This window comes from Acidovorax sp. Leaf160 (genome assembly GCF_001424265.1).
Taxonomy (GTDB): Bacteria; Pseudomonadota; Gammaproteobacteria; order Burkholderiales; family Burkholderiaceae_C; genus Paracidovorax.
Map to the genome: position 1 here is coordinate 599,213 of NZ_LMOV01000012.1, position 13,245 is coordinate 612,457.

Annotated in this window: 8 protein-coding genes; 2 read left to right on the plus strand and 6 right to left on the minus strand. The window is 68.4% G+C overall.

Annotation, left to right across the window (positions count from 1 at the left end):
* The first annotated feature begins 1 nt into the window (after position 1).
* Positions 2–397 carry a hypothetical protein gene (locus tag ASF94_RS09280; protein WP_056664667.1) on the plus strand — a complete coding sequence of 132 codons (396 nt, stop codon included), beginning with the start codon at positions 2–4 and terminating at the stop codon, positions 395–397.
* Here ASF94_RS09280 and ASF94_RS09285 read toward each other — a convergent pair.
* The 3 genes from ASF94_RS09285 to sbcB all read right to left on the minus strand — a co-directional run bounded on the left by ASF94_RS09285 (position 391) and on the right by sbcB (position 5,059).
* A complete protein-coding gene (locus ASF94_RS09285) occupies positions 391–2,550 on the minus strand; it encodes a sigma-54-dependent Fis family transcriptional regulator (RefSeq protein WP_056664670.1) in 2,160 nt (719 codons plus the stop codon). The genes ASF94_RS09280 and ASF94_RS09285 overlap by 7 nt on opposite strands.
* Before the next feature lie 163 nt (positions 2,551–2,713).
* Entirely contained in the window at positions 2,714–3,601 is an 888-nt protein-coding gene (locus tag ASF94_RS09290; protein ID WP_056664673.1) for an NAD-dependent protein deacetylase, read from the minus strand.
* A 12-nt stretch (positions 3,602–3,613) separates the two neighbouring features.
* Positions 3,614–5,059 (minus strand): exodeoxyribonuclease I, encoded by a 1,446-nt coding sequence (sbcB, locus tag ASF94_RS09295; protein WP_056664676.1) that lies wholly within the window; start codon positions 5,057–5,059, stop codon positions 3,614–3,616.
* A 72-nt stretch (positions 5,060–5,131) separates the two neighbouring features.
* Between sbcB and ASF94_RS09300 the strand changes: the two genes are divergently transcribed.
* On the plus strand, positions 5,132–6,520 hold the full coding sequence (locus ASF94_RS09300) for a lytic murein transglycosylase (protein ID WP_369818655.1): 1,389 nt from the start codon (positions 5,132–5,134) through the stop codon (positions 6,518–6,520).
* 209 nt (positions 6,521–6,729) lie between these two features.
* On the opposite strand, the gene clpA is transcribed toward ASF94_RS09300, so the two are convergent.
* The 3 genes from clpA to dnaE all read right to left on the minus strand — a co-directional run bounded on the left by clpA (position 6,730) and on the right by dnaE (position 13,116).
* The gene (gene clpA / locus ASF94_RS09305) at positions 6,730–9,081 is read right to left on the minus strand and encodes an ATP-dependent Clp protease ATP-binding subunit ClpA (protein ID WP_056664682.1); all 2,352 of its coding nucleotides are present in this window, start codon (positions 9,079–9,081) and stop codon (positions 6,730–6,732) included.
* 57 nt (positions 9,082–9,138) lie between these two features.
* Positions 9,139–9,507 carry an ATP-dependent Clp protease adapter ClpS gene (clpS, locus tag ASF94_RS09310; protein WP_056664685.1) on the minus strand — a complete coding sequence of 123 codons (369 nt, stop codon included), beginning with the start codon at positions 9,505–9,507 and terminating at the stop codon, positions 9,139–9,141.
* 66 nt (positions 9,508–9,573) lie between these two features.
* A complete protein-coding gene (gene dnaE / locus ASF94_RS09315) occupies positions 9,574–13,116 on the minus strand; it encodes a DNA polymerase III subunit alpha (RefSeq protein ID WP_056664688.1) in 3,543 nt (1,180 codons plus the stop codon).
* Positions 13,117–13,245 lie beyond the last annotated feature (129 nt).

Sequence of the window (13,245 nt, forward strand, 5' to 3'; positions counted from 1 at the left end):
GATGCGCCATCTCCTCGGCCTGGTCGGCCTGGCCGTTGCACTGGCGGGCTGGACGGTGCTCCTGCGGCTCGCCAGCGGCGGACTGCCCTATCTCGACAAGGACGCGGGCGCCGTGATGGGCTGGCTGCTGTTCAGCCCAGGGGTGCTGTGCCTGCTGCCGCTCGCCTGCAGATGGCTGCCGCGCAATGCCGTGGTCGCCATCTGGCTCGTCGCCCTGGCGCCGGTGGCGGGTGCCGCCAACTTCCTTGCAGCGGTCTACCTCGGTGCGGCCGCGCCGGAATCGCGGCTGGTAGTCTGGGTGCTGTCCGCCTGCTGGGCCTCGCCCCTGGCCGCCCTGGCGTGGCGCGCCTGGCGCCCGCCGGTCCCGTCCCGCGGCGGTGGCCCTCCGTCTCAGTGACGCACGGCCCGCGCGTCCATCGCCCTCACGCGGCGGTAGACCGTGTTGCGGGAGACACCGAGGGCCCGCGCCACTGCGGACACGTTGCCAGCATGCACCGCCAGCGCATGGCGCAGAGCGGCATCAGCGGTGTCCTCCCACGACTGCACGGCAGCGGGTGGCACCGCCCGGAGAGTGCCGGGCCCGGCCTGTGGCGGCTCGCCGGCGGGCGGGTGGACCACGCCGCCCGGATCGAGGTGCCTCCCAGAGCCCGAGCCCGAGCCCTGCCGGGCGTCGGAAGAGGCCTGCCCCCACCCCTCGTCGTCGAACAGATCCTCCGGCAGATGGTCGATGTCGATGGCCTCGGCATCGCCCGCCATCAGCGCGGCGGTCCGAAGGGCATTGGACAGCTGGCGCAGATTGCCCGGCCAGCGGTGAGCCAGAAGGCACTGCATGGCGCGGGCCGACAGGCGCAGCGGCGTGGTCCGGGCGGGTGGCTGCCGCCCCTCCGGGTTGCCTGGCCGGGATTCGCTGCCGCGCTCCAGCGCCTGCAGCAGCCGCTGGACGATGACGAGCAGGTCGGAGCGCTCGCGCAAGGCTGGCAGGCGCACGACCAGGCCGTTCAGCCGGTAATAGAGATCGTCGCGGAACAGGCCGCGCGCCATCATCTCGCGCAAGTTGCGATGCGTGGCGCACAGCACCTGGACATCCACCGGGATCTGCCGGGTCGAGCCGAGCGGCACCACGGTGCGCTCCTGCAGCACCCGCAGCAGCCGCGCCTGCATGGCCAGCGGCATGTCGCCGATTTCATCGAGAAACAGCGTGCCCCCGTGGGCCTGCACGATCTTGCCCGGGCTACCCTTGCGCCGCGCGCCGGTGAAGGCGCCCTCCTCGTAGCCGAACAGCTCGGCTTCCATCAGGCTCTCCGGGACCGATGCACAGTTCACCGCCACGAAAGGCTGGCCGGCGCGCGGGCCGTCGTGGTGGATCGCCTGGGCCAGCAGCTCCTTGCCGGTGCCGGTTTCCCCGAGGATCATGGTCGGCACGTCGCGCCCCAGCACCCGCGTGACCCGGTCGATCACCTGGGCCAGCTGGGCATCGCCAGTGTCGAGGTAGCGCAGGCTGGAGAGCCGGCCGGCTCCTGCCGGGCGCTCGCCCGAGGGCGGCGACGGCGGCAGTCGGGACCCCTGGCCCCCTTGGGCTGCAGGCACAGGGGCCTGCCGGGAGCCGCCGGCCAACGGGGTGACCAGCCCTGCGTGGCGGGATCGGAACTCGACCTGCGCCACCACCGCCACGCCCCCGTGCAGCCACAGCGACAGGCGGTCGGGCACCGTGGCGCGGGCGTGGAGCAGCAGCGCGCTCATCGGCATGCCGAACAGTGAAGAGAAGGTATGCGCCTGCAGCGACGTGGCCGACAGGCCCAGCTGGAACTGGCCGCTGCGGTTGGCCGCGAGGAAGCGGCCATCAGGCGTGAACGCGGCAAGGCCCTCGACGAGGGTGCCGAGGAACTCTTCCCGCGCATGGAAGCGCAGCAGCACGGCTTCCTCGAACACCTTGCCGAACAGGTGGTTCTCCACCATCTGGGCGGACATGCGCACCAGCGCCATGGTGTGCGGGCTGCGGCCCCGGTGGTCGCCGCTCACGTCCAGCGCGCCGATGATGTGGCCTTGCGGGTCGTGGATGGGCGCGCAGGAGCAGGTCAGGAAATGATTGGCCTGCAGGTAGTGCTCGCTGCCGTGGACCTGCAGCGCCTCGCCCAGCGCCAGCGCAGTGCCGATGGCGTTCGTGCCCTTGCTGCGCTCGGACCAGGTGGCCCCCGGCCGCAGCGCAACGCGGCTGGCGCGGCCCAGAATTTCGTCATCGCCCAGCGCGTGAAGCACCACGCCCGTGGCGTCGGTGAGCAGGACCATGCTCTGCGTGCCGGCGATCTGCGCGGACAGCGTTTCCATCACTGGCCGGGCATGAACGCACAGCGCCTCGTTGCGCGCCACGGTCCAGGCCAGCGCATCGGGCTGCAGCGGAGCGAAGTCGGCCTCGGCGTCACGGCGCAGTCCGAAAGCGGCGGACCTTTCGTGCGCATGCTGGATCCGAAGCGCGCCGTCGTCCGCCGTCTCCAGCCAGTCGGCCGGGTGCGAAAGCGGCCTCGCAGCGCGCGTCGGGGGTGGCTGGTGCATGACGTCTCCTCTGCTCTGCGGGCATCGTTGTCGTGCGGAGCGGCCAGGCGCTCCGGGGGTTCAAGCCTTTGCGCACGATATCACCGTTGCCGGAGGCACCCCTGCCGAGCGCCCTGCGGCGCGGTCGCCACCCACCCGGTTCAGGGCCCGCCGCGACGCCCGATCAGCCCAGCGAGGCGACTGCCGACGCCAGCACGGCGCCCACGTCGGCGGAAACCTTCAGGGCGAACAAGGCGTCCGCGCGGGTGCGTCCCTGGTTGACGGCGGCAATGGGCAGTCCGGCGTCGGCTGCGGCCTGCACGAAGCGGAAGCCCGAATAGACCATCAGCGACGAACCCGCCACCAGCATGGCGTCGGAGCGCTGCAGGGCCGCACGCGCGGCGGCCACCCGCTCCGCCGGCACGGCTTCGCCGAAAAACACCACGTCGGGTTTGAGCAGACCCTGCCCGCAGGCGGCGCAGCCAGGCACGACGAACCCGGAAAAATCGAGACCGTCCAGATCGGCATCGCCGTCCGGTGCGGCTTGCGCATGGAGGGCTGCCCAATCGGGGTTGGCGTGCAGCAGCCGCTGCTGCAGGTCGGCCCGCGGCGTGCGGGCTTCGCAGTGCATGCAGCGCACGGTATCGATGCGGCCATGCAGGTCGATGGTGCGCGCACTGCCCGCAGCACTGTGCAGGCCGTCGACGTTCTGCGTCAGCAGCAGCTCGATTCGCCCCCGCGCTTCCAGGTCAGCCAGCGCCCGATGGGCTGCCCCTGGCAGGGCGTGGCCCATCACCCGCCAGCCGATCATGCTGCGCGCCCAGTACCGCTGGCGCGTCGCCTCCTCGCCGATGAAGGCCTGGAAGGTGACGGGCTGGGGCCGCTTCCACTGCCCGTCCGTGTCGCGGTAGTCCGGAATGCCGGATGCCGTGCTGCAGCCTGCGCCGGTGAGCACGAAGACGCGGCGATGGCTTCGCAGAAAGTCGGCCAGTGCGCGGGCGTGCGCCGCAGGCTCGGCAGCAGATGGGGCTTCGGGCGGGTTCTGCACGAGGGGTGGCAGAGCGGAGGACATGGTCGGTACCGCCTACATCGCTGGCGCAATGCTCTCGGCGTAGTCGTAGAGCGCGCCAAGAATCGCCTCGCCGCGCTCGTCCGCCTCGCCGCCCAGCTCGTCCAGACGGGCGAACAGTTCGTCGAAGGTGAGCGCCCCGCCCTGGCCCTCCATCAGGCAGGCAACGCGGTGGGCCTCCCAGCGCTCCAGGTCCTCATCGGTCAGGGTGTGGGGGAAGTTGCGCGCCCGGTAGCGCCACACCAGCTCCTCCAGCCGCTCGTCGTCGAAGCTGGGGCGTGCATCCGCGAGCTTTTCGGCGGGCATGCTGAGCAGGCGTTCGAGCTGGCGCCGGTCCTCGTTGCCGACGAACCCGCCGTAGAGGTCCTGATCCACATCGGCCGCCGGGCCGCCTTCTTGCTGCGGGCGGGAGAACACCTGCGCCCAGATGGCCGTGAGGTCCGGCAGCGCCCGCGCCTTCTCGGCATGGAGCGCCGCCTGCTCCAGATCGATGCCCCAGCGCTCGGCCGCCTGGCGGGTGAGCGTGTTGACGTTGCCCACCACCATGGGCGACTTGTTCAGGTGCACCGTCTTGATCGGCAGGCGCGACACGCCTTCGGGCAGCTCGTCGCTGCGGGTGAACATGCGCTGGCGGATGGTGTCCGCATCGAGCAGCGCCAGTTCGGCCGGGTCCTGGGACAGGTCCCAGGCGATCAGCTCGTTGCGGTTCGTGGGGTGGCTCGCCAGCGGCCACATCACGCCCAGGCAGCCGCGCTCTGCCGGGAACATGCCCGACACGTGGAGGAACGGCCGCGCCGTGTCGGTGGTGGTGGGCAGGCGCAGTTCCGCGGCCACGCGGTCCTTCTTGTGCAGGCCGAGGGCGAAGCCGAACAGCTTGGGCTGCTGCTGGCGGATCAGGCGTGCCAGCGCGATGGTGGCACGCACGTCCGAGAGCGCGTCGTGCGCTGCCTCATGCGCCAGCCCGTTGGCCCTGGACAGATGCTCCAGCTTGAAACTCGGCGAGCCGTCTTCCTTGCGCGGCCATTCGATGCCCTGTGGACGCAGCGCGTAGGTCATGCGCACCACGTCCAGCAGATCCCAGCGGCCACACTGGTTCTGCCATTCGCGGGCGTACGGATCGATCAGGTTGCGCCAGAACATGAAGCGGGTGATCTCGTCATCGAACCGGATGGTGTTGTAGCCCACCCCGATGGTGCCGGGGCGGGCCAGTTCGGCCTCGATGCGGGCAGCGAATTCGTGCTCGGGCACGCCGCGCTCCAGACAGACCTGCGGCGTGATGCCGGTGATCAGGCACGACTCGGGGTCGGGCAGGTAGTCGGGCGCCGGCCGGCAGTAGATCATCATCGGCTCGCCGATCTCGTTGAGTTCGGCGTCGGTGCGGATGCCCGCGAACTGGGCGGGCCGGTCGCGCCGCGTGTTGGCACCAAAGGTTTCGTAGTCGTGCCAATAAAAGGTGTGCATGGAGTCGCTGCCGCAGGGAACGCAAAGCCGCAAGTATGCCGGGGCCAACGACAATGGCGCATGCACTCCACAATGACCCGTGATTTCCCGGCGCAGCCGCCTGCTGTGCCACGCCTGCCGTCGCCCTGGCCTCTGTCACTGACCTGTCTGGCGCTCACCGTGGCCGGTTGCGCCTCGACTCCCCCGGCGCCCACAGCCGGGCCAGGCGTGGTGACCGCTGCGGCCCCTGCGGTCGCAGCCGCGCCCCCCGCTCCGGCGGCTCAACCCCCTGCTGCCAGCGCCCCCCCGGCAGCGGCGCCAGCCGATCCCCAGGCCAATCCCTCGGCTGCGGCCGAGCAGGCCAGTTTCGCGGCGTGGGTCTCGGCTTTCGGTCGCGATGCCCAGGCTGCAGGCGTGCGCGCATCCACGGTCGACCAGGTGCTGGGCAGCGCACGGCTGCTGCCGCGGGTGATCGAGCTCGACCGCGCCCAACCCGAATTCACCCGCACCCCCTGGGCGTATCTCGACAGCGCCGTTTCGGCGCAACGGATCGCCGCCGGCCGCGCCAAACGGGCCGAGTACAGCGCGCCGCTGGCCGCTGCCGAGGCGCGCTACGGCGTGCCCGCCGCCGTGATCACCGCCATCTGGGGCATGGAGAGCAACTACGGCGGCAACTTCGGCAGCTTCCGCGCCGTGGATGCGCTGGCCACGCTCGCCTTCGAAGGCCGGCGCCGCGACTGGGCCCGCAGCGAATTGCTGGCGGCCCTGCGCATCGTCGATCAGGGCGACATTGCGGCTGACCGGATGGTGGGGTCTTGGGCTGGCGCCATGGGGCACACCCAGTTCCTGCCGTCGGTCTTCCTGGCCCATGCCGTCGATGCCGATGGGGACGGCCGGCGCGACATCTGGGGCAGCATTCCCGACGTGACCGCCTCCACCGCCAACTATCTGGCCAGTGCGGGCTGGCGGCGCGGCGAGCCGTGGGGCGTCGAGGTGCGCCTGCCCACCGGCTTCGACCACGCACAGGCCGAGCTGTCCGTGCGCCAGCCTTCGGCGCAGTGGACGGCACGGGGCGTGACGGCCGTCGACGGGCAACCGCTGCCCGCGTTCGAAGCCGCCTCGGTCATCGCGCCAGCGGGCGCCCGGGGCCCGGCATTCCTGGTCGGCCCCAATTTCCGCGCCATCCTCCGCTACAACAATTCGGTCAACTACGCGCTGGGCGTCGGCCTGCTGGCCCGCCAGCTCGACGGCGGCGCGGGCGTGACGGCATCCTGGCCTCGCGATCTCCAGCCCCTGAACCGCAGCCAGGTGATGGATCTGCAGAACGGCCTGAACCGCAAGGGCTTTTCGGCAGGCACAGCAGACGGAGTCTTCGGCCCGGCCACCCGCGCCGGCCTCCGGCAGTTCCAGCAAAGCCAGGGGCTGGAGGCCGATGGCTACCCCACGCTCGAGCTGCTGCAGCGGCTGACGAGCGGCGGCTGACCGGGCATAGCGCCGGCCACGCGCCGGGCCGGGGCCGGCCTGCGCGACCTCCCTGCCATCGCGCGGCGGTAGGCAACGCGCGGCAAGCCCCGGAGGCTGCCTTCCCAAGTCAACCGGGTAAGGGCGAAGCAGACGGACAAAAAAAAGACCGCAGCCGAAGCTGCGGTCTTTGCTCATTTCGGCCCGAAGGCCGCGGCGCCGGCCGGGGTTCAGTCGGCAGTGGCCTCTTCCGGCTCCGCAGGTTCCGAGCGGGCCGAGCGGTCCTTCTTGGGCAGCGCCTGGATGTCGAGCTTGACCTCGGCGGTCTCCGCACCCTTTTCGTCCGTGGTCAGGTCCACGTCCACCGTCAGGCGACCACCGTCGGTCAGGCGGCCGAACAGCAGTTCGTCGGCCAGTGCCCGGCGGATCATGTCCTGGATCAGGCGCTGCATAGGGCGCGCGCCCATCAGCGGATCGAAGCCCTTCTTGGCCAGGTGCTTGCGCAGCTTGTCGGTGAAGGTGACTTCCACCTTCTTCTCCGACAGCTGCGTTTCCAGCTGCAGCAGGAACTTGTCCACCACGCGCAGGATGACCTGCTCGTCGAGCGCCTTGAAGTTGACGATGGCGTCGAGCCGGTTGCGGAATTCGGGCGTGAACAGGCGCTTGATGTCGGCCATTTCATCGCCCGCCACGCGCGGGTTGGTGAAGCCGATGGTGGCCTTGTTCATCGTCTCGGCACCCGCGTTCGTCGTCATGATGATGATGACGTTGCGGAAGTCGGCCTTGCGCCCGTTGTTGTCCGTCAGCGTGCCGTGGTCCATCACCTGCAGCAGCACGTTGAAGATGTCCGGATGTGCCTTCTCGATCTCGTCGAGCAGCAGCACGGCGTGCGGCTTCTTCGTGACGGCCTCGGTCAGCAGCCCACCCTGGTCGAAACCGACATAGCCGGGAGGCGCACCGATCAGGCGCGACACCGCATGCCGCTCCATGTACTCCGACATGTCGAAGCGGATCAGCTCGATGCCCATGATGTAGGCCAGTTGCTTGGCCGCCTCGGTCTTGCCGACGCCCGTGGGGCCGCTGAACAGGAACGAGCCGATCGGCTTGTCGCCCTTGCCCAGGCCCGAGCGCGCCATCTTGACGGCGGAGGCCAGCACTTCCAGCGCCTTGTCCTGGCCGAACACCACGCTCTTCAGGTCGCGCTCGATGGTCTGCAGCTTGCTGCGGTCGTCGTTCGACACGTTCGCGGGCGGAATGCGCGCGATCTTGGCGACGATTTCCTCGATCTCGGCCTTGCCGATGGTCTTCTTGCGCTTGCTGGCGACCTGGATGCGCTGGGCGGCACCGGCTTCGTCGATCACGTCGATGGCCTTGTCCGGCAGATGGCGGTCATTGATGTACTTGGCCGACAGCTCCGCTGCCGCCTGCAGTGCGGCTGCAGCGTACTTCACGCTGTGGTGCTCCTCGAAGCGGCTCTTGAGCCCCTTCAAGATGTCCACCGTTTCGGACACCGTCGGCTCGACCACGTCGACCTTCTGGAAGCGCCGCGACAGGGCCGCGTCCTTCTCGAAGATGCCGCGGTACTCGGTGAACGTGGTCGCACCGATGCACTTCAGCTGGCCGCTGGAGAGCGCCGGCTTCAGCAGGTTGGACGCGTCCAGCGTGCCACCCGATGCCGCACCGGCACCGATCAGCGTGTGGATTTCATCGATGAACAGGATAGCGTTCGGCTTGTCCTTGAGCGACTTGAGCACGCCCTTCAGGCGCTGCTCGAAGTCGCCGCGGTACTTGGTGCCGGCCAGCAGCGCGCCCATGTCGAGCGAATACACGATGGCCTCGCCCAGGATCTCGGGCACGTCGCCCTGCGTGATGCGCCAGGCCAGGCCCTCGGCAATGGCCGTCTTGCCCACGCCGGCCTCGCCCACCAGCAGCGGGTTGTTCTTGCGGCGGCGGCACAGGATCTGGATCGTGCGCTCGACCTCGTAGTGGCGGCCGATCAGCGGATCGATCTTGCCTTCCTTGGCGGCGACGTTCAGGTTCTGGGTGTACTGCTCCAGCGGCGAAGCCTTCTCGCTGCGCTCGCCGCCGTTGCCACCTTCGTCACCGTCGGCCGGGCTGTCGGCCTTGGCAGGCTCAGGCGGCTCGCCCTTCTTGATGCCGTGAGCGATGAAGTTCACGACATCCAGGCGCGTCACGCCCTGCTGGTGCAGGTAGTAGACGGCATGCGAGTCCTTCTCGCCGAAGATCGCCACCAGCACGTTCGCGCCGGTGACTTCCTTCTTGCCGTTGCCGGTGGACTGCACGTGCATGATGGCGCGCTGGATCACCCGCTGGAAACCCAGCGTGGGCTGCGTGTCCACCTCGTCCGCACCAGCGACCTGGGGGGTGTTGTCCTTGATGAAGTTGGCCAGCGACGAGCGCAGATCGTCGATGTTGGCCGAGCAGGCGCGCAGCACTTCGGCTGCGCTGGGGTTGTCCAAAAGTGCCAGCAGCAGGTGTTCCACGGTAATGAATTCGTGGCGCTGTTGGCGGGCCTCGACAAAGGCCATGTGCAAGCTGACTTCCAGTTCCTGGGCAATCATGTGAACTCCTTTGTGCTTGCTTGGAAGGGATTACTGTAGATCGGGGCCAAAGGCCATTTATTCAACAGGTTCACTCACGCACTGCAGCGGATGGCCTGCCTTGTGCGCAGCCTCGAAAACCTGTTCGACCTTGGTTGCGGCGACGTCGCGGGAATACACCCCACATACGCCTTTGCCGTCCAGATGGATCTTGAGCATGATCTGGGTCGCAGCCTCGCGATCCTTGCTGAAGAATTCCTGCAGAACGACGATCACGAACTCCATGGGCGTGTAGTCGTCGTTGAGCATCACCACCTGGAACATCTGGGGCGGCTGCGTGCGCTGCGTGCGTCGCTCCAGCACTACCGATCCGCCGTCGTCCCGCGCGGGAGCTCGGGTCGGAGGGGCCGGTGTCTTGGGAGGTGGGTTCGTTGCCATGAATTTCATTCTAGCGAGCCGCGCCCCGGGGCGCAGCCTGATCCATCTGGTGTTACACCGGGCGTTTTCAAGCGGTCAGCCTGCGTCGTACACGACCGACACCGTGCCGCTGCCCGCCTGGGCGCTCCAGGCCGCGAGCGCCGCATCTGAGGGGAAGAACCGGCTGGCCTCGCCCAGCTGGATTTCCGCCGTGGCAGCGCCCTGCTCCGCCTTGCAGCGCAGGCCCATGCGCACCCGCAGTCCGTGGACCAGGATGTCGCCGTGCTCGGTTTCCTCGCGCTTGGCGGGAAACTCCCGCACCAGCCGGTTCACGTCCGGCACCGCATCGCCCACCGCCACCTGCAGGTAGCGGCCATATTTCGCCCGCGCGCCGGCCAGGTCCCAGGCCTGCTGCACCTTCACGCGCAAGCCGCCGCTGAAATGGTCCAGCTGCACGCGGCCGCTGATGACGACGAACTCGTCGTCCTTGAGCACGTCCCGGTGGGCGTTCAGCACGCCCTCGTCGGCCGACGCTTCGATGGTGGCGGTCTTGTCATCCAGCTTGAAGAGGGCCAGCCTGCCGCGCTGCCCGTTGATGACGCGCAGGTCGCTCACGATGCCGGCCAGGATCTGCGGCTCCCGGCTGTCGCCCATCTCGTCGAGCCGCGTGCGCACGAAGCGGCGCACTTCCAGGGCCACCTCATCGAACAGGTGGCCTGACAGGTAGTAGCCGATGGCCGTCTTCTCCTGCGTGAGCCGCTCCTTGATGCCCCAGGGCGTCACTTCCACCAGATCGGGCTCCTGCGTGCTGGAGCCGTGGGCGTCGTCACCCATCATGTCGAACAGGCCGCCCTGATTGGCGTTCGCGTGGGTGGCCGAGGCGAAGTCGAACGCCCGGTCGAGCGAGGCGGAGAGCGCCGCCCGATTCATCTGCAGGCCGTCGAACGCGCCGGCCTTGATCAGCGCGTCCACCGTGCGCTTGTTGATGCGCGCCCGGTCCACCCGCACGCAGAAGTCGAACAGGCTCTTGAACGGCCCGACGGTGCTGCCCTGGGGGCCCTCCCCGCGCCCTTCCCGGGCCGCGATGATGGCCTCGATCGCCTGCTGCCCGGTGCCCTTGATGGCGCCCAGCCCATAGCGGATCACCTTGTCCGTCACCGGCTCGAACCGGTACATGCCCCGGTTCACGTCCGGCGGCTCGAACGTCATGCCGAAGTTCTTGACCGCATCCTCGTACAGCACCTTCAATTTGTCGGTGTCGTCCATTTCCACCGTCATGTTGGCGCAGAAGAACTCGGCCGTGTAGTGCACCTTCAGCCAGCCGGTGTGGTAGGCCAGCAGCGAGTAGGCAGCGGCATGCGACTTGTTGAAGCCGTAGCCCGCGAACTTCTCCATCAGGTCGAACACCTCGTCGGCCTTGTTCTGGTCGATGCCCTTCTCGGCCGCGCCCTTGCGGAAGATCTCGCGGTGCTCGGCCATCTCCTCGGCCTTCTTCTTGCCCATGGCCCGGCGCAGCATGTCGGCGCCACCGAGGCTGTAGCCGCCCAGCACCTGGGCGGTCTGCATCACCTGCTCCTGGTAGACCATGATCCCGTAGGTCTCGGCCAGCACGGGCTCCACCAGCGGGTGCGGGTACTCGACCGGCTCCTTGCCGTGCTTGCGGTTCACGAAGGTGGGGATCAGGTCCATCGGACCGGGGCGGTAGAGCGCGTTCAGGGCGATCAAGTCTTCCAGCCGGCTCGGGCGCGCCTCCTTCAGCATGCCCTGCATGCCGCGCGATTCGAACTGGAACACGGCTTCGGTCTTGCCGTCGGAGAACAATCGGTAGGTCGGCGAGTCGTCGAGCGGGATGTTCTCGAAAGCGAAGTTCTCCTGCCCCTTGTGGCGCTTCATGATGAACTCGCGGGCGATCTCCAGGATCGTCAGCGTCGCCAGGCCCAAGAAGTCGAACTTGACCAGGCCGATGGCTTCCACATCGTCCTTGTCGTACTGGCTCACGGCCGACTCGCTGCCCGGCTGCTGGTAGAGCGGGCAGAAGTCGGTGAGCTTGCCCGGCGCGATCAGCACGCCCCCGGCGTGCATGCCGATGTTGCGGGTCATGCCTTCGAGCTTCTGCGCCATCTCGATGACGGTCTTGACGTCCTCTTCCTTGCGCACGCGCTCATACAGCATGGGCTCCAGTTCCAGCGCGTAGTTGTTCTTGTCGCCTTCTTTCTTCACCTCGGGCGGATAGGCCAGCGTGTACGACATGCCGGGCTTGCCGGGCACCAGCTTGGAGATGCCGTCGCAGAAGGTGTAGCTCATGTCCATGACACGGCCCACGTCGCGGATCGCTGCCTTGGCCGCCAGCGTGCCGAACGTGGCGATCTGGCTCACGGCGTTCTTGCCGTACTTGTCCTTCACGTAATCGATCACCCGGTCGCGGTTGGACTGGCAAAAGTCGATGTCGAAGTCGGGCATGGACACCCGTTCCGGGTTGAGGAAGCGCTCGAACAGCAGGTTGTACTGCAGCGGATCGAGGTCGGTGATCTTGAGCGCGTAGGCCACCAGCGAGCCCGCGCCAGACCCCCGGCCCGGCCCCACCGGGCAGCCATTCTGCTTGGCCCACTGGATGAAGTCGCCCACGATCAGGAAGTAGCCCGGGAACCCCATCTTCAGGATGGTGCCCAGCTCGAACTCCAGCCGCTCCACGTAGCGCGGGCGCTGCTTCGCACGCTCGGCCTCCTTCGGGAAGATCTGCGCCAGCCGCTCCTCCAGGCCCTCGTACGACGCATACCGGAAGTATTCGTCGATGGGCATGCCGTTGGGCGTGGGGAAGTCCGGCAGGCGGGGTTTGCCCAGCACCAGCGTCAGGTTGCAGCGCTTGGCGATTTCCAGCGTATTGGCGATGGCCGTGGGAACGTCCGCGAAAAGGGCCTCCATCTCGGCGCTCGACTTGAAATACTGCTCGCGCGTGAACTTGCGTACCCGGCGCTGGTTGGCCAGGATTTCCCCCTCGGCGATGCAGATGCGCGCCTCGTGGGCCTCGTAGTCCTCGGCCGTGGCGAACTGCACCGGGTGCGTGGCCACGACCGGAAGGTTCAGCCGTGCCGCCAGCTGCACGGCGGCGACGACGTGCGCCTCATCGTCCGCACGGCCAGCCCGCTGGATCTCCAGGTAGAAGCGGTGCGGAAACATGGAGGCGAGCTCCAGTGCCATGTCGGCCGCGCCGGCACCATCTCCGCGCATCAGCGCCTGGCCGACCGGCCCGGCCTGCGCGCCCGCCAGCAGGATCAGCCCGGCATTCAGTTCGCGCAGCCATTCGAGCGTGCAGACCGGCACGTTCTTGACGATGTTGCGGGTCCAGGCGCGGGCCAGCAACTCGGACAGGTTCAGGTATCCCTGCATGTTCTGCACCAGCACGACCATGCGGCACGGGCCGCCCGTCGTGGACGGCACGTTGATCTCCGCGCCCAGCAGCGGCTTGACGCCCTTGCCGCGGGTTTCCTTGTAGAACTTGATGGCGCCGAACAGGTTGTTCAGGTCGGTGATGGCCAGGGCCGGCTGGCCGTCCTTGGCGGCGGCCTTGGCCACCTCGTCGATGCGGTTGGTGCCGTCTACGACGGAAAATTCGGTGTGCAGGCGCAAGTGGACAAACATCCCCGCATTGTAGAAACCCGGCGGCGATGACCACGCTGGAGGGATGATGGCCGCCTGCGGCGCGCTCCGGCGGCTCGCTACAATGCCCGTCTCCAGGCCCAGGTGCCGGACGACGCCATGACCCCTGTC

What these genes read in the sequence shown, in the direction of transcription:
- ASF94_RS09280 (WP_056664667.1), top strand. Translation starts at nt 2, where the DNA reads ATGCGCCATCTCCTCGGCCTGGTCGGCCTGGCCGTTGCACTGGCGGGC.
- ASF94_RS09285 (WP_056664670.1), bottom strand. Translation starts at nt 2,550, where the DNA reads ATGCACCAGCCACCCCCGACGCGCGCTGCGAGGCCGCTTTCGCACCCG.
- ASF94_RS09290 (WP_056664673.1), bottom strand. Translation starts at nt 3,601, where the DNA reads ATGTCCTCCGCTCTGCCACCCCTCGTGCAGAACCCGCCCGAAGCCCCA.
- sbcB (WP_056664676.1), bottom strand. Translation starts at nt 5,059, where the DNA reads ATGCACACCTTTTATTGGCACGACTACGAAACCTTTGGTGCCAACACG.
- ASF94_RS09300 (WP_369818655.1), top strand. Translation starts at nt 5,132, where the DNA reads ATGACCCGTGATTTCCCGGCGCAGCCGCCTGCTGTGCCACGCCTGCCG.
- clpA (WP_056664682.1), bottom strand. Translation starts at nt 9,081, where the DNA reads ATGATTGCCCAGGAACTGGAAGTCAGCTTGCACATGGCCTTTGTCGAG.
- clpS (WP_056664685.1), bottom strand. Translation starts at nt 9,507, where the DNA reads ATGAAATTCATGGCAACGAACCCACCTCCCAAGACACCGGCCCCTCCG.
- dnaE (WP_056664688.1), bottom strand. Translation starts at nt 13,116, where the DNA reads ATGTTTGTCCACTTGCGCCTGCACACCGAATTTTCCGTCGTAGACGGC.